We start from the raw sequence: 26595 nt of genomic DNA on the forward strand, positions 1-26595 counted from the left end.
AATGACATCAATTAAACTAACGAATATGAACTCGAAGCAAGAAGAAGTATTAGAGAGAATAGAGCGCGAGAATATCCAATATGTACGTGTGGAATTTTTAGATTACGCAGGAACAATTCGTGCCCGCACTATTCATAAGAGTCAAGTGAGAAGCGCAATGGAAACAGGGGTTAATTTCAGTACAGCTATTATGAATTTCAATATGTTTGATAGGATGATTGAAAATGCCAGATATGGAGCGGACGATGGTGATTTCTTTGCTATGCCTGATCCAGACACTTTTGTAATTCTACCGCACAGAAATCAAACGGCGCGTATGTATGCTGATTTAGTAGATGAAGATGGAAACCCTTGGCACGGCTGTCCCAGAAGTGCATTAAAAAGGCTGTTGAAGGAAGCTAAAGAAGAAACCGGCGGCGAGATTAATATGGTCTACGAACAAGAAGCCTACTTGTTAAAAGAGCATGACGGGAAACTTGTACCCGCTGATAACAGCTTATGTTTTTCAACGGATGGATTGGATATTCAAGAAGAATTTGTTCAAAAGTTTGTTGAAATTATGTATAAGTTGGGAATTGAAACAGAACAGATATCAAGTGAATACGGTCCTGGACAACTGGAAATTAATACAAAATACGATGAAAGTCTTAAAGCGACAGATAACCAAGTAACTTTCCGTCAGCTATTCAAACATTTAGCCAGAGATATGGGGATGGTTGGGACTTTGGCACCGAAACCTTTTGAAGAATATGCAGGCAGTGGGCTGCATGTCCATATCAGTATATTTGACGGAGAGCGGAATGTTTTTAAAGAAACTAATGATAGCAGAGGATTAGAGCTGTCTGATACTGCCTATTACTTCATAGGCGGCATTTTGCACCACGCGAAAGCGCTTTCTGCAATAGCTGCGCCTACTATGAATTCTTATAAGCGCTTATTGCCTGGAACTTTTGCTCCTGCACATGTTTGCTATGGAGTAGGCAACCGTTCTGCACTCGTCCGTGTTCTTGAACCCCGACGAGAAAGGAGATTTGAATACAGAGGTGCAGACGGAACGTGTAACCCGTATATGTTGTCATCTGCTTTGATTGCTGCAGGGTTGCATGGTATTCGGCAGAAGATGGATCCTGGTCTTCCACTTGAAAAAGATATTGCTTCATTATCAGCTGAAGAATTAATCACATTAGGCGTAGAAGATGCACCGAGAGATTTAAAGGAAGCTCTTTATTATCTTGAAAAAGATACGATACTCGCAGAAAGTATTGGAAGAGATATTTGGGAAGAGTTTATTAAAGTTAAAAAATCTGAATGGAAATCTCATTTTTATCAAGTAAATGAATGGGAAAGACAGTTGTTTTCTTCTGTTTATTAATTAAACTCAACGATTCAGAAGGTGGCGTAAGAGTTAATATATTTTTTAGAAGGTGGAGATATGTTTGACGAAAACAGACACCATTATTGAGAGAGAAAAAAAGTTGATTTCAAAAGCGCTCAGTCTTCGTTTCCATCCAATCTCTGTAGAGAGTGCATCTGGAACGAGAATTATTGATACGGAGGGTACTTCTTATCTAGATTTAACAGCAGGTTGGGCAGTGGCAAACATCGGTTATAGCCGAGAAGAAGTTGCAAAGGTAATATATGATCAATATAAAAAGCTTTCATTCACTACCCAACTTAGTGCACCAAGTGAAACAATGACTACACTGGCAGATGAATTAATCAGTATTTCACCGGGGACATTTGAGAAGAAAGTATGGTTTGGACATTCAGGATCGGATGCGAACGAATTTATTAGCAAGTTTATACCAGTGGCTGCCGGACGTTCAAAAATGATATCTTTCTTCGGCTCATATCACGGACAAACAATGGGTGCTTCCTCCCTTTCTGGCCATGCCGCTCAATCGATGTTTGAAGGAAGAGGAAATGTCGTTAAAATTCCGTACCCAAATGAATTCCGGCCATTCAGTGGAATTAAAGAAAATATCAAAGAACAAGCCATTCACTTTTTAAAAGAGGTATTTGCTACAGTATGTCCTCCTGGAGATACTGCAGGGGTAATTATCGAAGCGATACAAAGTGATGGCGGAATGGTACTGCCACCTGAAGGTTTTTTACAGGCTCTAAGTGAGATATGCGATCAGCATGGAATCTATCTGATCCTGGATGAAGTGAAGGTGGGTTTAGGACGGACTGGAAAATGGTTTGCGTTTGAACACGATAATATTATTCCGGATGCAATCGTGGTCGGTAAATCTCTTGGTGCTGGTGTACCTATAAGTGCAGTTATCGGGCGAAAGGAAATCATGGATGCTGTTCCGGCTGGCCATATGTTCACTGCCAGTGGGAATCCTATTTCCACTGCTGCTGCCATAGAAAATTTAAGTATTATTAAAGAAGAAAATTTAATGAGTAATGCAACAGAACGCGGAAATCAGTTTTTGACAGGTCTTAAGGAAATTAAAAAGAAATACAATTTTATTGGAGATGTAAGAGGTGAAGGGCTGGCAATAGGGATTGAGATTGTTGAATCTGAAAGCAACCAACCCGATCCGTTAGTGACTGCAGCTATATGCTACCGGTCTTACGAATTAGGCTTGCTTGTATATACAGTAGGAATTCATGGGAATGTACTAGAGATCACACCTCCGCTTATAATTACTGAGAATGAAGTACAAGAAGCTCTGAATCTTTTGGAAGCTGCTTGTGAAGATGTAGCGCAAGGCGATTTTGATTATGCCAAATTAGAAGAATACACTGGTTGGGGTTAACTTGTAAGTATACTTATAGAAAGGTGCAGTTAGAATATGAAAGTTTGTATCTTACAGCACGAAGGTTTAGTTGCACCTGGTTTTGTAAAGGAATGGGTGATCAGCCGATGTCATGAAATGCAAATTATTCGTGTAGACTGTGGGCAAGAGTATCCCCCAATCGAAAACTTTGAAATGCTAATTATATTAGGCGGTCAAGCGGGCGCGTATGAAGAACAAGAGTATCCCTGGTTAATAAGAGAGAAGAAATGGATTCGCAGTGTAGCGGACAGTGGAAAACCGATCTTTGGAATATGTTTAGGGGCCCAACTACTTGCTAGTGTGTATGGAAAATCTGTAAGAAAAGCCAAGTATAAAGAAATAGGTTGGTGGAAGATTTCTTTTGTTGAAAACAGCGAGTCTCATGTTTTACTAGAAGGCTTGCCGAACGAAATTCCATTTTTTCAGTTTCATCAAGATACATTTGATCTGCCTGAAGACGCTGTACTTCAAGCAGACAATGAAGCATTCGATAATCAAGCATTTACAATAGGACGTTCTATTCTCGGAGTTCAATTTCACCCCGAAATTGATAATGAATATCTACAGCGTATACTAGATAAGTTTGGTGACTCCTTCGAAAAAGGTCGCTATACACAAACATCTCAGGAAATAGCCAATAAAGAAACTTGTCAGCAAAGCAAAAAATATCTATTTCAGATCTTGGATAACTTTGAACGTTTAATTGACCAGGAAAATACCAGCTCCATAAAAAATAACATGTCAATGTAAATAAACAATTTAATACTTCTAAGTGAAGAAAAACAAGTGACTTGCTCGAGGTCAAGACTGGTTCTAAAACAAGGTACCTTAAACTTATGTTCGAATATGATATCAACAAGAACAAACGATAGAACAACTGTGAAAATCAGTCACTCTATCGTTTTTTTTTGTACATTTTATTCAAAATGAAAAAAGCACCAGACCCCCCACACAACTCAGAATCAATTCTAAATAAATCTAGAATCATGTGCGGACCCAGTACCCTTCATCACAACCTCGTACGCTCCTTCAACTTCCCCTGCAACTCATTTAATCGCACCATAAGCTCTTCATACTCACTTAACCCAATATTACACAATTGAATTTCCTCATTAACTCGTTCAATAATAGAGTTTTTCTCGTCGTATGCTTTTTTCTCTAACTTGACATAAACTTTACGTTCGTCTTCTACTGAACGTTCTTTGCGTAGCCAACCTTTTTCCTGCATACGGGAAATCATCGGTGTGAGTGTCCCTGTTCCTAGGCCTACTTGTTCGCCGAGCTCTTTCATCGTGATTTCGTCATGTTCCCATAACGCGAGCAACACCAAGTATTGAGGATACGTCAGTCCGAATGATTTTAAGACACTGGCGTATAGTTTAGTGAACTCTCCAGCCGTTTCATAAACCGCGAAACAGAGCTGTTTATCTAGCGTAGAAAAGTCTTTTTTCATAATAGTTTTTCCACATCATCCGCAAGCTTTGCAGGAACGGTTTGAGGCGCGTATCGCTTCACGACGTGTCCGTCACGATCTACTAAGAACTTTGTGAAATTCCATTTGATTTTCTTCGAGAGCAGTCCGCTTTTCTCTGTTGTCAGGTAATCGAATAATGGGTCTGCTTCATCGCCGTTTACGTTCACTTTCGCCATCATTGGGAATGAAACACCATAGTTCAGTTGGCAGAATTCAGTTGTTTGATCAATATTATCAAATTCCTGGTCATTGAATTGATCGCAAGGAAAACCGACTACCATCAGGCCATCGTCTTTATATTGTTCATATAGCGATTGTAAACCACCGAACTGTGGAGCGAAGCCACATTTACTAGCTGTGTTGACGATAACTAAAGGCTTTCCTTCATACTCTTTCAAAGACAAGATCTCGCCATTCGTTTTTTTAACTTCAAAATCGTATACCGATACCAAGTAAATTCCTCCTTTTATTTCACTGTGATTTCCACTTCGACATTCCCGTTGAGTGCTTTAGAATACGGGCAGTAATTATGTGCTTTCTTTGCATATTCTTCTGCAGTTGCTTGATCTACACCTTCGATTGTTACTTCAAGTTTAGCGCCTAGCTTCACGCCGCCGTCCGTTTTATCCGGATAAAGTGCTACAGTTGCGATGACTTCACTACTAGCATACTCTACTTTTCCTTTGTCTAACTGAATTTCAAGTGCACTGTTGAAACATGCGCTATATCCAGCCGCAAACAATTGTTCAGGATTTGATGCGCCAGACACAACACCGCCAAGTGCTACAGGCTTTGCTACATCTAAATTGAAAATATTATCTGGTGAATAAACAGAGCCATCGCGTCCGCCTGTGTTAATAATCGTCGTTTCGTATAGTGGTTTCATGTAAAATTCCTCTTTTCTTTTTATGTTGTGTACGATTTAATCTTATACGATTTAATTTACAAAAGCAATGATTTTGTTTCTGAATGAAAAATAAAAAGTATCGGCTCATGTATCCTTACAAAGGAAGCCTTGATTAATATGAAAATAATATATAGTATAGAATGTATTCAATTGCCAAAATTGATAGAATACTTTATTTCCTGAAAGTCCTGTTTACTGTGAACGAATAGGAAAAAGATATTCAACAAGAAAAAATACATCAAAATCCTAGACTCCACAAAACAAGTGTAGGGAGTCGTGTGAATGGTGAAAGAGGGGGTACGTTTTAATGAAAGAAAGTGAAGTGAAAAGGGAAAAGAAGAAATTTTCAATGCCACATATTTTCGTTATCCTGTTTATGATTATAATCTTGGCTTCTCTAGCCAGTTATATCGTGCCTGCAGGTGAGTACGAACGTGTGACGATGGAAGACGGTAGGGAGGTTATTGATCCCAATACGTTTAAATTGGTTGAAAGTACACCGGTTGGACTATTTGATTTTATGTTTGCGGTTCCAACGGGCTTGATTGAGACAGCAGAAATTATTTTTGGTGTTTTGATGATTGGCGGTATGTTCGCAGTCATTGAACGAACTGGAATTATTAGTATCGGTGTTGGGAAATTAGCAAATATGTTTTCAAATAGGGGACTATGGGTGATCCCGATATTGATGATCCCTTTTGCTATTATTACTACGTTTACGGGTCAAGTTGAATTATCTTTAATTTACTTGCCTGCTATTTTACCCCTCATGCTTAAACTCGGCTTTGATAAAGTGACAGCAGCAGGAACAGTGCTTGTGGCCACAATCTCTGGATTTACTGTTGCACTCACATCTCCTGCAAACTTAGGTGTTTCCCAGACGGTATCTCAACTTCCGTTATACTCTGGAATGGGTTACCGAATTATTATTCTTGCTACTATACTCTTAGTTGGAATAGTGTTCGTCGTTCGATACGCTAAAAAGGTGCGGAGTCATCCCGAGTTAAGTATTACATATGATGCGTCTGATTTAACGCAGAATGAAGCAATGCTGGACACGGATCAGCAAAAAGCAACCACTAGGCAAAAACTTGCATCTGTTGTGGTGTTGATTGCGTTTGGTGTTTTACTTTGGGGCTTGTTCGAACACGGCTGGTATTTCCGGGAACTATCTGGTTTATATATTATGACCGGAATTGTTGTGGGTCTTGTCGGAGGTCTCGGAGTATCTCAAATTTCGGAGTCCTTTATTGAAGGATTTAAAAATATCCTTTTAGGGGCTTTAGTCGTTGGCGTTGCACGTGGAGTCGCCGTTGTGCTAAATGACGGAAATATTATGGATACTATTACGTATGCAGCTGGGAATCTCGTAGCAGCGATGCCAAGTAGTGTGACGGCTACGATCATGCTAGTCGTCCAAGGTTTACTGAATTTCCTGATTCCATCGGGAAGCGGACAAGCGATGGTGACCATGCCCATTATGTCTGGACTTGCAGACTTGTCAGGTGTATCTAGGCAAACGGCTGTACTTGCATTCTTATTTGGAGATGGATTCTCGAACATTTTCTATCCAACGTCAGGATACTTTATGGCAGCTTTAGCAATTGTGGGAATCCAGTGGAGCAAATGGGTGAAATTCATTTGGCCTCTTCTCTTAATCTGGTATGGGCTGGCTATTGCATTCTTATTCATTGCTCAATTTATTAACTATTCTTAAAGGGTGGGCTAGTCTAGTCTTCATTCTTCAAAATTACAAATAAGGTACCTGTGTGAGAAATAAGCGTGAATGTTAACCATTCATGAAATTTTCATGCGCAGGTACCTTTATTATGCGATTCTTTTTCATGTTATACTAAATAAATTGCTCGAAAAGAAGATTGGACACCCGATCTTCTTTTTAACGTTAAAAATGATAATCGCTTAGAAATGAATCATGAAGGAGATAATTATTATAAACAAGACATTTGCTTACAAAAATGAATTACCATCTTTACCAATACCGCCATTGACGAGTACAAGAGAGCGACTTCTTGAATGGGTTGAACCATTTTTAAACGATAAACAACTTGCAGAAACTACTGAGGTTGTGAACGATTTCTTCAAATTAGATGGAGACGCAGAAAGACTTCAAAAAAAATTATGCGAATTGGATGCTGAAATTAAAGGGAGTTGGCTAAAGCCTTTATGGGATGATATGTATTTGAAATTCCGTGATCCTTTGCCAACGGGCATGCATTTCAATATTTTATTGGATAATAAAAACCATGAAAATCGATATACGCGTGCGGAACTTGCGGGAAGGGTAAGCCGTTTAGTCACGGAATTATATCATTTAATCATTGATGGCGAAGTAGCGCCCGTCGTAAAAAATGGTGTGCCCCAAGATATGAGTCAATATAAGAAGTTTTTCAAGTCCATTCGCATACCGAGAGTAGAAAGAGATGAATTTAGACTAGCGGCATTTGAGAAAAGAAATAACCATGTCATTATTTTATATAAGAGAAATGTGTATAAAGTGAACGTAACAAATAGTGAAGGTGAAATGTATCAAAGCAGTGAAATCGCACATGCTATTGAGCGAACTTTTCAAGAAGAGCAAAGTGAAGGCGCCAACGTAGGGATTTTTACAACTGCGAAAAGAGACGAAGCTGCGAAGATATATGATCAACTCACTGTATCTAAAGTGAATGCGAATCATCTACAAGCGATAGCGGATTCGCTCATTGTCCTATCTATGGATGAAGAAAGTAGTAGTTCCGAAGAAGCGATTGAGAATTTAATGTTAAATGGAACGAATAAATACTTTGATAAAACCATCCAAGTGATCCTCACGAATAAAGGTGAATTGGGTTATAGCATCGAGCACTCTTCGGTTGATGGTACGACGATATTTGCTGTCATTAGCTATGTTAATGAAGGCCTGGAAAGTGATGAGCCTGAAAAAATATATACGACTGAACCTACTCTAATGGAAAAACAACAATGGGAATTATCTGCGGAGATGGAGAAGTCGTTAATGAAATTTGAAAAAGAGAATGCAAGAATCAAAAAAGAGTTCTCTATTAAAACGACAATCTTCAACAGCTTTGGTTCAGATGAAATCAAAACCATGAATATTAGTCCGGATGCTTTTTTCCATATGGCTTTACAAATTGCACAGTACAGAACGTTTGGCGTATTTAGAAGCGTTTATGAACCCGTTTCAGTTCGTGCATTTTATGAGGGAAGAACAGAATGTGCAAGAGCGACCAGTATGGAAAAGATTGACTTGGTGAAAGCGCTAGAAAATGGTGAAGAGAGTCATGAAGTGTTGTATGACTTGATGCAAAAGGCGAGCGCGGCCCATACAGATCGAATCATCAGGTGCCGTAAAGGATTCGGTGTTGAAAGGCATATGTACGGCCTAGAGCAAATGTATAAGTTGCACGGGGAAGACCTCGGTATGACGGATAGACCTGCACTCTTTAGCGACACTGGTTATTTGACAATGCGTCATGATTTTATTTCGACAAGTGGTATGGCGTATGACAATGTAAAGTATCGGATATTCGGACCAGTCGTTGAAGGTGGTTTTGGACTCGCTTATATTTTATTGGATCAATCGATTTCTATTAATATCTCCTCCAGTGCGGATGAAGCACATCATGCGCAAGAGTTAACAAATCATTTGGAAGATGCATTTTTAGAATTACGACAGATTGTGGACCGTATTCTTTAAATAAGGTACCTGTGCGCGAAACCATCATGAAAGTTTCATGCACAGGTACTTTTAGTAAGATATTACCCAGAATCCTAACTTCTGAGTAGTATCTTTTTTACATACATCCGTACCAAAATCCCCCAACAGACAAAGTCCGCAACCTTCAAACACCGGCATCGTCAATACTTATGCTGTACTGAACCAATAAAAATTCGCAGCATAAAGCAGGTGAAACCTATATGAAAAGATCCGAGTATAAGGCATTACAACATAAAAAAGCACCTAAAAAGAAAAGAAGCCTGAAGAACAAGATCATCCGTTTCGTATTGATCAGTGCACTGCTTGCCGTTCTTAGCGTACTACTCGTACTGAATATCTTCATCACATTCAGTGACGTAAGTAAACTCGAAGAACCTGCGCCCAGATCGACAGTGATTTACGATCCGGACGGTGAAGTGATCAGTAAGGTTTCGAATTCGAATATTGAAGGTGTATCGATCGACCAGATTCCGAATACGTTGATTGAAGCCGTCGTATCTGTGGAAGATCAACGATTCTACAAACATCACGGCATTAATTATTTCAGGATGGGACGCGCCTTAGTCGAGAACGCGTTCAAAGGTAAAATCGTGGCAGGGGGGAGTACGATTACGCAGCAGCTTGCGAAAAATGTATTTTTGACGCAAGAGCGTACGTATTCGCGTAAATTCAAAGAACTGATCCTCGCAAAGAAGATTGAACGCGTGTATTCGAAAGAGGAAATCATGGAACGTTACCTGAATCAAATCTATTTCGGTGACGGGGCATGGGGCGTTCAACGAGCAGCGCAGACCTATTTCGGTAAGGATGTTAGCGAATTGACGTTAAGTGAATCTGCGACAATTGCGGGCATCATTAAAGCACCGTCGCATTTAGCGCCTACGAAAGATATAGAAAAGTCGGTGAAACGGCGCAATCTCGTGTTGTCGTTGATGCTGAGTGAACAGTATAGCAGTCAGCAAGAATACGATGAAGCGGTCGGGCAGAAACTGGCATTGGCTGAATCGACAGTTCCAGATTATAAAGTGAACTATCCGTATTATATCGACCGTGTAGTGGACGAAGCGGTCACTATGTACGATTTGACGAGAAATGAAGTGCTGTCCGGCGGGTTGCATATTACGACAGAAATCAATCCGACGGTCCAAAATGCGCTAGAAGAAGTATATGCGGATGATAGATATTTTCCTAAGAGCACGCCAGATCAACTTTTGCAGAGTGCCTCTGTTTTCTTGAACCCTAAAACAGGTGGAATCCTAGCGTTAGTCGGTGGAAGAGGAGAATATACGCAGGGACGCTTCAATAATGCGACTGACCTCATACGGCAGCCTGGATCTGCGTTGAAGCCGCTTGCCGTCTATACTCCGGCACTTGAGCAAGGGTACCATATGTCAGATTTGCTTGTGGATGAACCGATTGATATGGATGGATACTCTCCGAAAAACTTTGATCAGAAATATAGAGGGGAAGTGACGATGTACGATGCACTCGCGCAATCGTATAATATCCCTCCTGTTTGGTTGTTGGATGAGATCGGCATCAAAAATGGCGTGCAGGCGGTTGAGCAGTTTGGGATTTCATTAGAAAAAAATGACCGTGCGCTTGGATTAGCGCTTGGAGGACTGGACAAAGGTACTTCTCCTTTGCGGATGGCTCAAGCGTTTTCTGCGTTTGCGAATGATGGTGTGATGGAGGAAGCGCATGCGATCACCGAAATTAAAGATTCGGAAGGAAAAGTGCTTGGGAAGTGGCAGGGTGAGTCTGTACAAGTGACAGATGCAGAAGTTGCCCAGCAAATGACCTATATGCTGCAAGGGGCTGTAAATGAAGGCACTGCCAAAAAAGCACAAGTTTCCGGTGTGGACGTGGCGGGAAAGACGGGCACTACCCAGCTCCCGATTGAAGGAGTGGATGGTTCAAAAGATCATTGGTTCGTCGGCTATACACCTGATATTGCCGGTGCGGTCTGGCTCGGATATGATCAAACAGATGCCGACCATTATTTAACCTCCACCAGTAGCGTTACCGCACCGCCCATTTTTGCGCAGGTTGTTTCAAAATCATCCAGCGAATTGACTGTGAAGAAATTTGATTTGTCGTTAATAGATGAAGAAATAAAAGAGTTGGAAAAGCAGAAGAACATGACAAAGGAAGAAAGAGAAAAGGAAGAGAAGAAAAAAGAGAAGGACCAGAATAGAAAAGAGTTTTGGAAGGAGATCAAAAAGTGGGGACGGGACTGGTTTGGGGTTGAGTAGGTGCCAGGTCCCCACACAATTTGGAAACAATTCTGAATTGAACTAGATTTGTGTGGGGACCTGGTACCATTTTTGATCTTACTACCGACAGAGCAGGTACCATAAGATTCTATGTGCTAGCTACTCTATTTTTAGCGTCTCATGCAGAAACTCGGAATTTACTCGGTAGGACTTGGGCCGCAACTGATGCAATTCAGCAATGCCTTCCTCTACCAACATATCCATGATCTGATTCACTTTATAACGTGAGAGATCAGATACTTCCATTAGTTGTGTCACCTGAATATCTTCAATCGCGTTGAATACTGTCAGTACGAGTAGGTGCAGAAGAATCGAACGTTTATCGGGATTTGACTGCCACTTATCACTGAATAAAAAGTCATGTATTCTCGATAATTTTACTTCATTGATTATCAAATCTTCTATTACGTTTTCCTGACCTGCAATCAGCAACTCCAGCATATCTTTCAAATAAAACGTCAACTCTCCCCGATTCATAGGAGAAGGCACTTGCTCCAGTGCCTTGTAGTATTTTATTTTATCTTTGTTAATAGTGTATGAGAACGTCACTGCGGAATAACGCTCCAGATACTTTGCTAGGTAACTGCCGACCAACAGTCTACCCGTACGCCCATTTCCATCATAGAACGGATGAATGTACTCATAAACGTAGTGTGCAATTAAATAACGGAAGAGTTCGGGATGGGTACTGTCCTGTAAAAACTGTATGAGCTGATACAGCGCCTTTTCAATTTGGTCTTCTGTCTGCAGTCCGATGTGTGTTACTCTTGCGCCGTCTGTCACCTCGACTCCTTCTTTCCGGAATAATCGACCGTCGGGGGCATGCTGACCGGCAATTTCATCTGCGACTAATTCGTCATATAGTTTCCTGAAGTCATCCAAACTGTGAAAGGGACCGATGTCTTCAATATGCAGATAAGTTTTCATCATGCCAGTGAAGCGCTTCTTTTTCGGGTCAGGCTCATCCAATCGCTTCAACACACCGCTCAGTTCCTGTTTCGTACTGCGCACTCCCTCGATTTCATTATTACTCTGCGCATCATTGATGATTAAACGGCGGAAATACGGCTCTGCTGCGAACTGTGGTAATTTGCCGATTAACGACTGAATGGTTCCGCTGTTAAGCAACACTTTGTTACTTAAGTTAATAAGCTCAGGTGTCATAACATAGAAAAGTTCAAATTGTTCCTTATCAAGTCTTCCTTTCCGAAAGGACTGAATCTGTAAGAGTGTATGCATACTGCCGTAGCTATTGATTCGTTTAGCATATTCCTTTTCGAATTGTACTTCATCTAACTTATAAAATAATTTCGTGAGATTTTCATAATCCATCGAATCACCTTACCCTTATTTTAAATATTCACCAATTTTTAAATTAGTATACATGGATAGCCGTAATAAAACAAGAAATTAATAAATTTGATGAATTATTTTAAAGAAGGTGCGAGGTGCATATAAAATTTGTAACTGAATGATGGAAGTATCCTGGTGAAGACTCATTAACCATACGATAGATACCTGTGGAAATCAGTTGAATTATCGTTTTTTTATTTCTTGAAAATAAAACGAAACTTTATCCAATTATGAAAATAGCAAAGAGAAATACAAGGGACAAATGTATATCCGCCCACATGAAATTGTTGATCGTCCAGACTTTAACAAAGCAGAAATTAAGGCAATGTGTTCAAAGGCAATTGATATACTCAATCGAAATGATAACAGAGAAGAGAGAGGTAGAATTATTGCACGCATTGGTTTAGGCATAGGAAGACAAAAAGATGATGAAGAGTATATGTGTTCGGAATTCATCGACGATCGCTACAAGAAATTGGGAATTGAACTTGTACCGATCCAAGCGGGTTTATAGTCCGAGAGCATATGGCTTCAGGCCCGAATGTTCAAGCTTTGTTCGAGGTTTCCCCGTGAACATAAAAATGGTATACTGTTTGATGTTGCTAAACCAACTGTTTATACTTATTATCCATACATATCGCGATTGAAATGTAATTTCGGTCTAACGATTTTATTGAATGCGAAAACACTAACAAATAAATGGCTCGAAAAGAAGATTGGAATTCCGATCTTCTTTTTAGCGTGAAAAACGATAATCGCTTAGAAATGAATCATGAAGGGACTAATTACTATAAAAAAGACATTTGCTTACCAAAATAAATTACCATCTTTACCAATACCACCATTAACGAGTACAAGGGAGAAACTTCTTGAATGGGTTGAACCTCTTGTAAACGATGAACAACTTAAAGAAACTACGGAGGTTGTTAACCATTTCTTTAAAGTGGATGGAGACGCAGAAAAACTTCAAAAAAAATTATGCGAATGGGATGCCAAAATTGAAGGTAGTTGGCTAAAGCCTTTATGGGATGACATGTATTTAAAATACCGCGACCCTTTGCCAACGGGCATGCATTTCAATATTTTATTAGATAATAAAAAGCATGAAAATCGATATACGCGCGCGGAACTTGCCGGAAGGGTCAGCCGTTTAATCGCGGAATTATATCATTTAATAATTGATGGCGAAGTAGCACCCGTCATACAAAATGGTGTGCCCCAAGATATGAGTCAGTATAAGAAGTTTTTTAAGTCCGTTCGCATTCCGAGAGTAGAAAGGGATGAATTTAGACTAGCGGCATTCGAGAAGAGAAATAACCATATCATGATTTTATATAAAAGAAATGTGTATAAAGTGAACGTAACCAATAGTGAAGGTGAAATGTATCAAAGCAGTGAAATCGCAACTGCTATTGAAAGAGCTTTTCAAGAAGAGCAAAGTGAAGGCGCCAACGTAGGGATTTTTACCACTGCGAAAAGAGACGAAGCCGCGAAGATCTATGATCAACTCACCGTATCTAAAGTGAATGCGGATACTCTACAAACGATAGCGGATTCGCTAATTGTCATTTCTATGGATGAAGAAAGTAATAGTTCCGAAGAAGCGATTGAGAACTTAATGTTAAATGGAACGAACAAATACTTTGATAAAACCATCCAAGTCATCCTCACTAAAAAAGGTGAATTGGGTTATAGCATCGAGCATTCTTCGGTTGATGACACGACGATATTTGCTGTCATTAGCTATGTAAATGAAGGTCTAGAAAGTGAAGAGCCTGAAACAATCTATACGACTGAACCAACTTTAATGGAAAAACAACAATGGGAATTGTCTGCTAAGATTGAGAAGTCGTTAAGGAGATTCGAAAAAAATCATGCGAGAGTCAAAAAAGAATTTTTTATTAAAAATAGAACGTTCAACGGCTTTGGTTCAGATGAAATCAAAAAAATGAATATGAGTCCGGACGCTTTTTTTCATATGGCCTTACAAATTGCACAGTACAGAACGTTTGGCGTATGTAGAAGTGTGTATGAACCCGTTTCAGTCCGTGCATTTTATCAGGGAAGAACAGAATGCGCGAGAGCGACCAGTATGGAGAAGCTGAACTTGGTGAAAGCGCTAGAAAGCGGTGAAGAGAGTAATGAAGTGTTGTATGCCTTAATGCAAAAGGCGAGCGCGGCTCATACAGATCGAATTATCACGTGTCGTAAAGGATTCGGTGTTGAAAGGCATATGTACGGCCTGGAGCAAATGTATAAGTTGCACGGGGCAGAAATCGGTATGACGGATCCACCTGCACTCTTTAGCGAGCCTGGCTATTTGGCGATGCGTCATGATTTTATTTCGACAAGTGGTATGGCTTATGACAATGTAAAGTATCGGATATTCGGCCCAGTCGTTGAAGGCGGTTTTGGACTCGCTTATATTTTATTAGATCAAACGATTTCTATTAATATCTCCTCCCATGCTGATGAAGCAGAGCATGCGCAGAAGTTAACCAATCATTTGGTAGATGCATTTTTAGAATTAAGACAGATTGCGAATCGTAGTTTTTAAATACTTCAAGGCAACTTGTTAACAGATGTCAGAGCCTAATCTAGAAGTATTCAACGAAAGCGCAAACCTATTAAGAGGTATGGCGTCAGTTGGTGGGAAACTGTAAATCACGTTTCTGTTAGTTCCGAACGATAATGAATACGTTCTACAACAAGCCCTCTACGCATTCGTAGGGGGCTATTTATAATGGTGCGGATTGTCTTATTGCTGCCTTCTATGATTCAGATTATACATTGTATTCTGTCAATGCATATGGTAAGTTAGTAAATGACCAATAATGAAGTCTAAACTTCATTTGCTATATTAAAGATGTCTTGGCTTCAAAAGGAGGGAAAGTGATTGAAACTTAAAGAGCTTATTCAAGAACGCTACAATACTTTATCGAAAAGCCAAAAGAAAGTAGGTCAGTATGTGATCGATCACCCAAAAATCGTTGCGATGTCTTCAGCGCAAGAAATCGGGGCAAAGTTTGATGTCAGTGAAACAACGGTTATCCGCTTCAGTCATAGTTTGGGGTTTTCCGGTTATGCAGAATTACAAAAGGATATTCGAGAGAATTTGTTGTTTCAACAAAGCAGCTTGACGACCTATCAGCAATCCAAGCTTGTGCTCGAACAAAAACCGCATTTCTTCGAGCAAGTCATGGAGAAGGATCGTGTAGCCATTATGGAGACGATGAAACAGATCGAGGAGGCCGATTACGAAGAGGCAATTGAACGCCTTGCTAACGCCGAAACGGTCTATGTGCTTGGCCTTCGATCGTCTTATACCGCGGCTAATTGGCTTTCCTATACAATCGGTTTAGTGAGAAGTAACGTGCGATTGTTGCGGCCCGAAACGGAAGATGTCATTCAAACATTGAGTCAAATGAATGGCAACTCCGTAGTGATTGTCATCTCGTTTCATCGTTATTTAAAAGAAACGATTCAAATTGCACGATTGGCACATGAACAGGATGCATTCATTATAGGGATTACAGATTCGACACTAGCTCCGATCCATACATATAGTCATTTGTTATTTCCAATTTATTCACCGAATAAGTCGACACTTGACGCAACAGCTTCTTTATTTTCATTCATGAATGCGATTGTGGCTGGTTTATCGGTGAAGGAAAAAGACAGTTTTGAGAAAAGACAAAATTCCTATCAATCCATAGCGAGTGATTTTTTATTCGTGGAAGGAGTAGATTGAAGATGGAAGCCGCGTTGAAAGAAGTGAAACCATTGATTGAAGAGGTGTTTACTCATCTGCATGAACATCCCGAAATCAGTTGGCAGGAAGTAGAGACGACGAAGTATTTGCAGCAGTTATTAGAGAATGAAGGGTTCCACGTGACGACATTTGAGGATTCGACTGGGCTGGTTGTGACGCTTGGTACTGGCAAGCATTGCGTTGCGCTTCGTTCAGACATTGATGCATTATGGCAAGAAGTCAACGGGGTGTATCAAGCCAATCATTCATGTGGACATGACGCACATATGACGATGGCGGTTGGGACGTTACTCGTTCTGAAGAGACTTGGGATTCCAAAAGTGGGTCGCTTAAAAGTGATTTTCCAACCTGCCGAGGAAAAAGGAACCGGTGCATTATCATTTGTGGAAAAAGGCGTTGTGGACGATGTAGATTATTTGTATGGTGTGCATCTTCGTCCTATTCAAGAACTCGGGGATGGCTATTCGACGCCTGCTATTTTGCATGGTTCTGCAAAAATGGTAACGGGATCGATTACAGGAACGGATACACATGGTGCGAGGCCACATCTTGGTCAAAATGCGATTGAAGTAATGGCGCAACTCGTTCAGGCAATCCATGCTATTCACGTCGATCCAATGGTTCCGCATTCCGCAAAAATGACGATGTTCCAAGCGGGTGGGGAATCAGCAAACATTATTCCCGGTAACGCGGTGTTCAGCTTAGACATTCGAGCCCAAACAAATGAGGTCATGGAGAAGCTAATGAGTCAAGTGGAGCAAAAGATTTCTACTGTTGCTGAGATGTTTGAAGTGCAGATCGATTTTGAAATCAAATCAGAAATAGCCGCTGCACAGGTGGATGAAACCGCAGTTGACATAATGGCACGAGCAATTAAGGAAACAGTGGGAGAGCAGTCTCTCGTGCCTCCTATCGTCACGCCGGGTGGAGAAGATTTTCATTATTACACACTGAAACGACCGGCCATCAAAGCGACGATGCTTGGACTTGGGTGTGATCTATCGCCGGGACTTCATCATCCGAATATGACGTTCAATCATGACAGTATACTGACGGGAATCGAAATACTCGCCCGAGCAGTGAACCGCACATTTGAGCAGCTAGAACAAAGGACGTGAGTTTATGAAGACTAATTTATCGATTCGCAAATTAGAATCGAACGAAGACATGCGAATGGTTCAAGGACTTGAAAAACAAATTTGGGGAGAGAATACGGTTCCAACACATCAAACCTATACGGCTTCGAAAAATGGTGGGTTAGTAATTGGTGCTTTCGATCAACAGGAGTTGGTCGGATTTTCATATAGCTTTCCGGGATTTGCAAATGGAAAAACGTATTTATGTTCGCATATGCTTGGCGTCCATCCGAATTATCAATTATTAGGGATTGGTAAGATGCTAAAGGATGAGCAACGTAAACTCGCCAAAGAAATCGGCTATGACTTATTGACATGGACATTTGATCCGTTGGAAAGCCGTAATGGCTATTTAAACTTGACGAAGCTGTACGGTATCAGCACTACTTATCTGGAAAATTGCTATGGCGAAATGGAAGATGGTTTGAATAAAGGATTACCATCAGATCGGCTTCAGGTCGAGTGGTGGATTTCTAGTGAACGGGTGGAAGACGCGTGGACACCCAAACTGCCCAACTACGACCGACCGTTTGCAGTCGGACAATCTGAAAAAGGCAACCCGATGATGGAAGTACATCTAGAGGAAATCCCTTCAAGTAGCGAGGGCATTGAAGTACCGATACCGAACAATATTCAATTCATTAAAAAGGATGAGCCTGAACTTGCACTGGATTGGCGAATGAAGATTCGAGCTGTCTTTCAATCACTATTCGGCGCAGGTTATGCGCTAGTAGGATTGAAGAAATCCGACACGGACGTTCATTACTATCAATTCATAAAAAGAACCATGATTCCACTACATATAAAACAGGAGGAGAATTCGAATGATTATACAAGAGATTAATATCCGGAAAATGAAAATGATGATGAAAACCCCTTTCACTACAAGCTTTGGTACGTTTCAAGAGAAAGATTTTCTATTGCTTGAAGTCATAGATGAGCACGGAAACACGGGATGGGGGGAGTCCGTCGCTTTCCATTCACCTTGGTACAGTGAAGAAACCATCGAAACCAATCTACATATGTTGGAGGACTTTTTAATCCCTTTAGTGATTGGGAAGGAAATCCATCACCCAGATGAAGTAAGTTCACTTTTCAACGCAATCCGTAAAAATAATATGGCGAAATCCACTGTCGAGGGAGCGATTTGGGATCTTTATGCAAAGCGTAACAACATGACATTAGCACAGGCGTTGGGTGGAGAAGCTGAGAAAATAGAAGTCGGTATTAGTATTGGGATTCATGAAGATACAGCTAAATTAGTAGAGACAGTCCGCGATTTTGTGGAGGAAGGCTATAAACGTATCAAAGTGAAGATCAAACCGGGATATGATGTGGACGTGATACGTGAACTTCGCAAAAACTTCCCTGACGTACCGCTCATGGCAGATGCCAACTCGGCCTATACACTGGAAGATGTGGAACTGCTTAAACAGTTGGATGAATTTAATTTAACGATGATCGAGCAACCGCTTGCTTCGGACGATATCATCGACCATGCCACTTTGCAAAAAGAAATCCAAACACCGATTTGTTTGGATGAAAGTATCCACTCTCTTGAAGATACACGAAAAGCGTTGGAGCTTGGGAGCTGTAAAATCATCAACATTAAAATTGGTCGTGTCGGGGGATTGACTGAAGCGAAGAAAATCCATGATTACTGTATGGAACATGGTATTCCCGTTTGGTGTGGAGGCATGCTGGAGTCAGGAATTGGACGCGCACATAACGTAGCGCTTACGACACTGCCTAATTTCATTCTGCCAGGTGACACAGCAGGATCATCCCGCTATTGGGAGGAAGATATCATCACGCCAGAAGTCGTTGTGGAAAATGGGTATATTACGGTACCCACTTCATATGGCATTGGATATGAACCGAATCTTGAAGCAATGAATAAATTTACGGTGAAAGAAATGAATTATAAAGCATAATGAGTCAAGTGGGCGAGAATGTTCGCCCACTAGGCTTTCTGAAATCTGAAAAATCAGTTTACATAAAACTTAGAAACATATACTGGAAGGCGAGGAAGAGGGATGAAAAAGAGTTTTCAAATCGGTGCAGCTTTCATCGGTGTGATCGTCGGGGCGGGATTTGCATCTGGACAAGAAATACTGCAGTTTTTCACTAGTTTTGGCACAATAGGTATAGTTGGAACTCTTGTCGCAGCCATATTATTTGCATTCATCGGCATGAATTTAACTCAATTAGGTAGCCGTTTGCAAACCACATCCCATCAGAATGTCATTTATCATATTTGTGGACGTTATGTAGGTATTGTTGTGGATTTCGTTATCACATTTTTCCTATTCGGCGTCACCGTCGTCATGTTTTCAGGTGCCGGTGCAATATTCGAACAGCAATTACATATTCCGGGATATATTGGAAGTATTATAATGGCTATTTTAACCATCGCGACCGTGACGTTAAGTGTTCAAAGAGTCATCACGCTCATTGGGGCATTCACACCGTTTTTACTTTTGCTCGTAATGGTGATCACGGTGTATTCAGTTATCAACTATGATTTCTCGGCCGCTGAAATTCAAGCGGCAGTTACCGGTAAAAACCAAGGGGCACCTCACTGGCTATTAGGTGGACTGTTGTATGTTTCTTATAATATAGCAGCTGGTGTTGCGATGCTCACGGTCATGGGAGGAACAGTCAAGGACGAAAAAGTTGCTGCGTGGGGTGGAATCATCGGAGGTCTGGGGCTGGGTCTTCTCCTTCTTCTCATCAATATATCGATGTTGACACAGTTGAAAGAAATCGCCGCGGTACCGATGCCGATGCTGTTCTTGGCGAATAATATAAGCCCAGTAGTTGGTGCACTCATGTCCATTATTTTATTGGGAATGATTTATAATACTGCAGTAGGCATGTTGTACGCATTCACCGTACGCTTTATCCAACCTGACACAGCACGCTTTAAAGGGAGCATCATCCTATTTGGTTTAGTTGCATATGCCGCAAGCTTCATCGGTTTCGTAACTCTCGTGGGCACTGTTTATCCGGTAATGGGTTATCTTGGATTTGTGTTGATTGGTGCTATTGTTTTTGCGTGGTTTAGGAAGAAGAGAGTGTAGACGGTACCAGGTCCCCACACAATTCGGGAACAATTCTGAATTGTTCTGGAGTTGTATGAGGACCTGGTACTTTACTTACAGCAACTGAAAAAACCGGAGACAGGACCGTGGTGTCCATCTCCGGTTTTACATATTTAAAGCACTCTGACAGGGGAGTTTTTTGTTTTGCGCAAGCACCTCATTCATCACCCCATGCTGTTCCGTTCACACGTTTTTCACTCATCAGTTCACTGACAGTCCCCAGACGAAAACCTTTCTCTGTGATTTGTGTAATCATATCTTCCATTCCTTCAGCTACAGGTTGAGTCGGATGCATTAAAACCATCGAGCCGTTCTCCACTTGCGATACGATCCTGTTCACCATTTCATTCGTCGCCGGCTTTTTCCAGTCGACTGTATCCACGGTCCATAAAACCGTATGCATTCCTAGCTGGCTTGCAGTTTCAACCGTTTGCTGATTAAAACTGCCGCTTGGCGGACCGAACCACTTGGGCGATGTAATTCCAAGTGTTTTTATGATGATCTCATTGGTCTTTTTTAACTCTTCCATTGTTTCAGCTTTTGATTTCTGCTGTAAATCGGGATGGCTGTATGCATGGTTTCCAATTTCATGTCCTTCACTATGAATCAATTTAGCTAAATCAGGATTTTTACTTACCCAGCTGCCGTCGAAGAAGAAGGTAGCTTTTATTTTATGCTTCTTGAGTGCATCCAAAATTTCAGGAATGTATTCATTACCCCAGGCAACATTAATTAAAAAAGCCACCATCGGTTTATCGGGATTTCCTTTGAAAATGGGGTGGGGGCCAAGATCTTTCAAATGAACAGTGGGGGAAGTTTCTTTGTACACGATTTTTGATTGATCCAATGTACCAGTCTTTTTCATTTTCTTGTAACTGGCTTTCAGATCCACTTCCAGTCCATTGTAGCCGGGGATGGCTTTCCAGACTCTGTCGACCTTTGCATCAACCGCGGGGATATGATGCGCCTTGCTGAATGATTCCAATTCTGTCGTCAGTCTGTCTTTGCTATTTTTAGATGCGGAGGCCGTGCTTACTAGATCCGTATCTGCTCCCCAATGATTGGTGAAAAGAACTAGGTAAAGTATTCCTATACAAGCAATGAAAGAAATAAGCCAGAAACGTTTCAGTTTATATCACCTCATCTCTAGTCCGTAGTGTTTCCTGTACCTAAATAAATATGCTTGATTTTAGGTGCAAAGTGCGCGCACAATTCAAATCCTCTTGCGTATACTTCCGCTATAAATTGCAATACTAAGCGTATAATTATCATGGATTTTACATGTGGGAGGCGAAGGATTTGGGAAAGGAATTTGGCCAGAGTTGGAAAAAACAACACCCAGGCACATTCTTTGGGAATTCGGTAGAGAAGGCAGAACGTGCAGTGAAACAAGCGATGTCTCATCCAGAAGAGATGGCTATCGAGCATGCGTTTACTGCAATTGAGCGCGCGGAAAATGCGTTTGTGAATGTGGAGCAATATGACAATGAGTTAGATACCATTCAGCAACATAAGAGTCAGTTGGATTTAATCAAACAGCAATTGAATGATGCTCGAATGAAAAAAGGCGAGTAATCCATCATGGATCTTAGTTATCTCATTACTTTATAAATCGTGATCAGTACATTTCTTGCTTGATAGTAGTGACAGGTTGTTAGATGTACACGTCGCTGAATTTATATTGGTACTGCAATCCGAAAAAAACTCCCATCGGATTTGAGGAGTGAGATAGTGTGGCGGTCACTATCATGAAGGAGGTTTTTTCATGTCCAGAAAATTAGTAACCTCTATTAAAAAGCAGGCGATACCGCTGGATGACCCTACTGCATTTGACCGACTTTTGAGAGATGTGGGGGATGCACAGATTGTGATGATCGGTGAGGCGACACATGGAACTTCTGAATTTTATCGACTGCGCGCCGAGTTTTCCAAACGACTCATAGAGGAAAAGGGTTTCGCTGCCATTGCTGTGGAAGGCGACTGGCCATCCGTACAGTTAATAAACAGCTATGTCAAAGGCTACAATGATCAACCACCCCTTAACGAGTTGCTGTCGCGTTCATTCAGCAGGTGGCCGGCATGGATGTGGGCGAATGAAGAAATTGAAGCATTTGTCACGTGGCTGGCCAATGAAAACAGGCAACGTGGTTCAGATTCTACAGTCGGCATGTACGGCATCGACCTGTACAGTTTATACGATTCCATCGATGAAGTCATGAACTTCCTGGAAAGCCATTCATCCTACGGTGCCGATTTGGAACTTGCAAAGAAAGCGTTCTCCTGTTTTGAACCGTATAATCGGATGCCCGAACACTATGCCTTGTCTACTGCCCACTTCACGGATGAATGCATAACGGAGGTTACGAGCCTGCTGGAATCCATCCGAACCAATGAAGAGCATTATCCCCGCGCGAATGAGCAAGACTTGAACTTGACAATGAACGCTTTGGTTGCGAAAAATGCGGAAGCCTATTACCGGGCGATGCTTCAGGATGATGCGCTGTCATGGAATATTCGCGACACCCATATGGCAGAGGCAATTAAGGAAGTACACAATTATTACGGCAAAGACGCCAAAATTATTGTGTGGGAACATAACACCCATATCGGTGACGCATCGGCGACTTCGATGTCAGATCATGGACTGACAAACGTCGGTCAGCTGATCCGGGAGCAGTATGGTAGGGGAAATACGTACGCGATTGGTTTCGGCACATATGAAGGAACGGTCATTGCAGGAAGCAGTTGGGGAGAGACACCGGAAGAAATGGTCGTACCGCCTGCACGGTTTAATACATGGGAAGGCCAACTGCACGCAGCGGGCGCACATGACAAAATGCTGTTGTTCGATGAGGAGAACCGGTGCCAGTTTGATGAATGGATCGGTCACCGCGCAATTGGCGTGGTCTACAATCCCGAGTTTGAAGCCCACGGCAATTTCGTCCCCTCCCGCATCAGCGAACGCTACGACGCCTTCCTATATATCGACCGCACGACTGCGTTGAGGCCGTTAAGCTGATAATACTGCTCATAGAAAAAACGGTCCCTGTATGAAGGACAAACATAAATATTATAATAATCATAAGACTTTCATGCACAGATACTTATATAATGCGAAAAAAACAGCGCACCCTCATCTACAAAAGAGGGTGCGCTGTTTCTATTTATTTCTCTTCAATTAACCCACTCTCCACCAAGTATTCCTTGGCGACGAGTTCGACCATAATTCCATCATTATCGACTTTTCCATTCATCACTTGCATCGTTTCTTCATCGATTTGACCTTCGAGAAGACCGAGTATTTCTTCGAGTTCTGGGTATTCTTTAAGTGTTTCGTCCCGTACTAACGGCAGTGCATGGTAGGGCGGGAAGTACGCTTTGTCGTCTTCTAGCACGCGTAGATTCGCAATCGCTAGCTGTCCATCTGTCGTGTAGGAGTTGATGACATCTACTTCATTTGCGCCAATCGCACGATACATCATACCGTGATCCATCCCTTTGACGTCTTTAAATTCGATGTCATATTCTTTTTCGAAACCAGGTAATCCGTCTGGTCGATCAATAAATTCAAATACGGCGCCGAGAGTGAAGTCCTTGGATACCTTAGCGAAATCACTAAATGTCACAAGGCCTAGCTCTTCCGCTTTCTCTTCATCAAGTGCTAGTGTATACGTGTTATTGAATCCGAACGTACCGAGTGCGGTAATGTTGTCACCGGCGACGAGTCGTTTGGTCGAAGCTAGTGTTTCTTCAGCTGTTCCAGGCTCTTCTTGATAATACGTCACGACAATAGTTCCCGTGTAGTCAGGGATGACGTCGATGTGGTCATTAGTCATCGCGTTCCAGACGACGGATGAGCCGCCTAAGTTTTCTTTGTAAATAATATCTACACCTAAGCGATCTTCAATTAATTGTCCCATGATATTAGATAAAATAATACTTTCCGTATTATTTCGAGAACCGAGTCTAAGTGAATCTTTTTCATTGAAAATACAGCCTGAAAGTAGGCTAGCCAGTAAGGTCGTGACAAGCAACAGTGTCAGTTTGTTTTTCAAGTCATCTCAATCCTTTCGGCGTCGTCCAACGTTCAACGGCGCTGAAGAACGTTTCAAGGGCAATCGCAAGGATCGCTGCTGGAATGGCCCCAAGTAAAATCAATCCGTCAATTCCACGTGTAATACCGAGGAAAATGAAGTCACCAAGTCCACCTGCTCCGATGAATGCTGCAAGTGTCGCGTTACCGACGTTAATAACCGCAGCTGTTCGAATTCCGGCCATAATAATAGGAATGGCAAGCGGTAATTCTACTTTAAACAAAATTTGCATGTTGGTCATACCCATACCTCTCGCCGCTTCGATTGTGGCGGGATCAACGTCTTTAATGCCTGTATAGGTGTTTCGCATAATAGGCAGTAAAGAGTAAAGGAATAACGCAGCAATAGCTGTTTTAACGCCAATTCCGAAAATGGGAATCATAAAGCCAAGCACAGCTAAACTAGGTATGGTTTGCATAATGCCTGCCGCACCAAGTACCCCAGTTTTTAGTTTAGGTACACGTGTAATAAGAATACCGAGCGTTACCGCAATGACTACAGCGAGGATCATTGAGAAGAATACGAGTTGAATATGGATGGAAGTTGCTTCGAGCACTTCCGGCCATCGTAGTTTGGTTTGTTCCACAAGTTGTTGCCATATATTTAAATCATTCATCTAAATCTGCCCCCTTATCTGTCCATTGACTAGACATCGCAGAGAGCAAGGAGCCGCGGTTTACAAGACCTACCAATATATGCTGTTCATTGACAATTGGAATCATGCCGAACGGGGAAGTGTCCATCATAATAATGGCATCTTTCGCCGTTGCTGTATCCAATAAAAAAGGTACTGCGGGTTTCATTACGTCATCAATGGTTTTGATGCTATCCAAATTTTTAATTAAATCGTAAGCGGAGACGATGCCAAGTAATTTCTTATGATCATCTACAACGAGAAGATCCGTAATTTTACGTTGACGTATTAGAGAAATGGCTCGTTCTGGAGAAGTAGTAGAACGTGTAGTGACGACCTTTTCTGCCATGATTTCCGTAACCGGCATCAGTTCAGGATTTTGGATAATACGATGCTTACCCATAAATTCTTCTACAAAGCCGTGAGCGGGTTCATGTAGTAATTTCTCTGGCGTGTCTAGCTGAAGTAAATTGCCGTCTTTCATAATGGCAATACGATCGCCCATCTTTAGCGCTTCGTCCATGTCATGTGTAACAAAGACAATAGTCTTCTTTAACTTTTTATGTAACTTCAGTAATTCTTCTTGCAATTGCTCCCGTGTAATGGGGTCCAGCGCACTGAACGGTTCATCCATTAAAATCACATCTGGATTCGCTGCAAGCGCTCTCGCAATTCCGACACGTTGTTGCTGTCCACCTGATAATTCTTTTGGATACCGTGTAGCATAGATTTCCGGATCCAGTCCGACTAATTCAAGTAGTTCGAGTACACGTGCTTTAATTTCTTTTTCATCCCAGTTTTTAAGTTGCGGTACAATAGAAATGTTTTTTTCGATTGTATAATGAGGGAAAAGACCGATTTGCTGAATGACATAACCGATATTTCTGCGGAGATCAGCGGCATTGTAAGATTTGATATCTTTGCCGTTGATAGAAATTTTCCCACTTGTGTGTGGAATAATCCGATTAATCATTTTCATCGTAGTAGACTTACCTGAACCACTGGGTCCTATGAGAACTAGTAATTCACCTTCAGCAATCTCGAAGTTGACAGATTTCACAGCTTGAAATCCACCATCGTACACTTTTGTAACATTTTCAAACTTTAGCATAAGTACCTCCTGTGTGTTATTAAAGGGAAATCCTTATAACTATTCGGTTTTGAAATAAGGAATTAAAAAAATAGACGTGGCTCCTTAATAAATTAAGAAAGTCGTCTGAATTAATACCTTAACATATTAGTTAAGTTAATACAAGAACAGATTGAATACCAGTCCGAAACACCACCCGAAAATCGTTCGAAATTGAACTAGAGTCG

23 protein-coding genes are annotated in these 26595 nt (G+C 41.3%); 15 read left to right on the plus strand and 8 right to left on the minus strand.

What is annotated here, in order from left to right; all coding sequences use genetic code 11:
* Position 1: 1 nt before the first annotated feature.
* The 3 genes from CSV76_RS12850 to CSV76_RS12860 all read left to right on the plus strand — a co-directional run bounded on the left by CSV76_RS12850 (position 2) and on the right by CSV76_RS12860 (position 3539).
* Positions 2-1372 (plus strand): glutamine synthetase family protein, encoded by a 1371-nt coding sequence (locus CSV76_RS12850; protein ID WP_232319594.1) that lies wholly within the window; start codon positions 2-4, stop codon positions 1370-1372.
* A gap of 64 nt (positions 1373-1436) precedes the next feature.
* Positions 1437-2768: an aspartate aminotransferase family protein gene (locus CSV76_RS12855; protein ID WP_099625831.1), complete on the plus strand. Its 1332-nt coding sequence runs from the start codon at positions 1437-1439 to the stop codon at positions 2766-2768.
* 36 nt (positions 2769-2804) lie between these two features.
* A complete protein-coding gene (locus tag CSV76_RS12860) occupies positions 2805-3539 on the plus strand; it encodes a type 1 glutamine amidotransferase (protein WP_085426914.1) in 735 nt (244 codons plus the stop codon).
* A 259-nt stretch (positions 3540-3798) separates the two neighbouring features.
* Here the strand turns inward: CSV76_RS12860 and CSV76_RS12865 are convergent, their stop codons facing one another.
* From CSV76_RS12865 to CSV76_RS12875, 3 genes are read right to left on the minus strand one after another with little or no spacing between them, the layout of a single operon-like run.
* Positions 3799-4242, minus strand: coding sequence for a MarR family winged helix-turn-helix transcriptional regulator (locus CSV76_RS12865; protein WP_085426913.1), 444 nt, complete (start codon positions 4240-4242; stop codon positions 3799-3801).
* Positions 4239-4715 (minus strand): glutathione peroxidase, encoded by a 477-nt coding sequence (locus CSV76_RS12870; RefSeq protein WP_099625832.1) that lies wholly within the window; start codon positions 4713-4715, stop codon positions 4239-4241. Before CSV76_RS12870 ends, CSV76_RS12865 begins: the two co-directional genes overlap by 4 nt.
* Positions 4716-4729: 14 nt before the next feature.
* Entirely contained in the window at positions 4730-5149 is a 420-nt protein-coding gene (locus CSV76_RS12875; RefSeq protein WP_099625833.1) for an organic hydroperoxide resistance protein, read from the minus strand.
* Between the two features lie 328 nt (positions 5150-5477).
* Between CSV76_RS12875 and CSV76_RS12880 the strand changes: the two genes are divergently transcribed.
* The 3 genes from CSV76_RS12880 to CSV76_RS12890 all read left to right on the plus strand — a co-directional run bounded on the left by CSV76_RS12880 (position 5478) and on the right by CSV76_RS12890 (position 11164).
* Positions 5478-6887, plus strand: a complete 1410-nt coding sequence (locus CSV76_RS12880; RefSeq protein WP_099625834.1) for a YfcC family protein — start codon at positions 5478-5480, stop codon at positions 6885-6887.
* Between the two features lie 216 nt (positions 6888-7103).
* Entirely contained in the window at positions 7104-8888 is a 1785-nt protein-coding gene (locus CSV76_RS12885) for a choline/carnitine O-acyltransferase (RefSeq protein WP_099625835.1), read from the plus strand.
* 221 nt (positions 8889-9109) lie between these two features.
* Positions 9110-11164, plus strand: coding sequence for a transglycosylase domain-containing protein (locus CSV76_RS12890; RefSeq protein ID WP_099625836.1), 2055 nt, complete (start codon positions 9110-9112; stop codon positions 11162-11164).
* Positions 11165-11284: 120 nt separating this feature from the next.
* Here the strand turns inward: CSV76_RS12890 and CSV76_RS12895 are convergent, their stop codons facing one another.
* Entirely contained in the window at positions 11285-12517 is a 1233-nt protein-coding gene (locus CSV76_RS12895; RefSeq protein ID WP_099625837.1) for a Fic family protein, read from the minus strand.
* A 283-nt stretch (positions 12518-12800) separates the two neighbouring features.
* Here CSV76_RS12895 and CSV76_RS12900 point away from each other — a divergent pair, with 283 nt between their 5' ends.
* From CSV76_RS12900 to CSV76_RS12930, 7 genes are all read left to right on the plus strand, one after another.
* Complete coding sequence (locus CSV76_RS12900) at positions 12801-13052, plus strand: hypothetical protein (RefSeq protein WP_099625838.1); 252 nt, start codon at positions 12801-12803, stop codon at positions 13050-13052.
* Between the two features lie 258 nt (positions 13053-13310).
* Entirely contained in the window at positions 13311-15095 is a 1785-nt protein-coding gene (locus CSV76_RS12905) for a choline/carnitine O-acyltransferase (protein WP_099625839.1), read from the plus strand.
* Positions 15096-15434: 339 nt separating this feature from the next.
* On the plus strand, positions 15435-16289 hold the full coding sequence (locus CSV76_RS12910; RefSeq protein ID WP_099625840.1) for a MurR/RpiR family transcriptional regulator: 855 nt from the start codon (positions 15435-15437) through the stop codon (positions 16287-16289).
* Between the two features lie 2 nt (positions 16290-16291).
* Positions 16292-17428 (plus strand): M20 peptidase aminoacylase family protein, encoded by a 1137-nt coding sequence (locus CSV76_RS12915; RefSeq protein WP_099625841.1) that lies wholly within the window; start codon positions 16292-16294, stop codon positions 17426-17428.
* A 4-nt stretch (positions 17429-17432) separates the two neighbouring features.
* Positions 17433-18290: a GNAT family N-acetyltransferase gene (locus tag CSV76_RS12920; RefSeq protein WP_099625842.1), complete on the plus strand. Its 858-nt coding sequence runs from the start codon at positions 17433-17435 to the stop codon at positions 18288-18290.
* The gene (gene menC / locus CSV76_RS12925) at positions 18271-19380 is read left to right on the plus strand and encodes an o-succinylbenzoate synthase (RefSeq protein ID WP_099625843.1); all 1110 of its coding nucleotides are present in this window, start codon (positions 18271-18273) and stop codon (positions 19378-19380) included. Before CSV76_RS12920 ends, menC begins: the two co-directional genes overlap by 20 nt.
* Before the next feature lie 102 nt (positions 19381-19482).
* The gene (locus tag CSV76_RS12930) at positions 19483-20529 is read left to right on the plus strand and encodes a YkvI family membrane protein (RefSeq protein WP_099625844.1); all 1047 of its coding nucleotides are present in this window, start codon (positions 19483-19485) and stop codon (positions 20527-20529) included.
* Positions 20530-20707: 178 nt separating this feature from the next.
* On the opposite strand, the gene CSV76_RS12935 is transcribed toward CSV76_RS12930, so the two are convergent.
* Positions 20708-21679 carry a polysaccharide deacetylase family protein gene (locus CSV76_RS12935; protein ID WP_099625845.1) on the minus strand — a complete coding sequence of 324 codons (972 nt, stop codon included), beginning with the start codon at positions 21677-21679 and terminating at the stop codon, positions 20708-20710.
* Positions 21680-21849: 170 nt separating this feature from the next.
* Here CSV76_RS12935 and CSV76_RS12940 point away from each other — a divergent pair, with 170 nt between their 5' ends.
* Both CSV76_RS12940 and CSV76_RS12945 read left to right on the plus strand, forming a co-directional pair.
* Entirely contained in the window at positions 21850-22125 is a 276-nt protein-coding gene (locus CSV76_RS12940) for a hypothetical protein (protein ID WP_233204484.1), read from the plus strand.
* 190 nt (positions 22126-22315) lie between these two features.
* The gene (locus tag CSV76_RS12945) at positions 22316-23569 is read left to right on the plus strand and encodes an erythromycin esterase family protein (RefSeq protein ID WP_099625847.1); all 1254 of its coding nucleotides are present in this window, start codon (positions 22316-22318) and stop codon (positions 23567-23569) included.
* Positions 23570-23714: 145 nt separating this feature from the next.
* Here CSV76_RS12945 and CSV76_RS12950 read toward each other — a convergent pair whose 3' ends face one another.
* From CSV76_RS12950 to CSV76_RS12960, 3 genes are read right to left on the minus strand one after another with little or no spacing between them, the layout of a single operon-like run.
* Complete coding sequence (locus tag CSV76_RS12950; protein ID WP_099625848.1) at positions 23715-24605, minus strand: glycine betaine ABC transporter substrate-binding protein; 891 nt, start codon at positions 24603-24605, stop codon at positions 23715-23717.
* A gap of 1 nt (position 24606) precedes the next feature.
* A complete protein-coding gene (locus CSV76_RS12955; protein ID WP_085426889.1) occupies positions 24607-25260 on the minus strand; it encodes an ABC transporter permease in 654 nt (217 codons plus the stop codon).
* Positions 25253-26389 (minus strand): betaine/proline/choline family ABC transporter ATP-binding protein, encoded by a 1137-nt coding sequence (locus CSV76_RS12960; protein ID WP_085426888.1) that lies wholly within the window; start codon positions 26387-26389, stop codon positions 25253-25255. The genes CSV76_RS12955 and CSV76_RS12960 overlap by 8 nt, the downstream gene beginning before the upstream one ends.
* Between the last annotated feature and the right edge of the window lie 206 nt (positions 26390-26595).

The organism is Sporosarcina sp. P17b, from assembly GCF_002743115.1.
Lineage (GTDB): Bacteria > Bacillota > Bacilli > Bacillales_A > Planococcaceae > Sporosarcina > Sporosarcina ureae_C.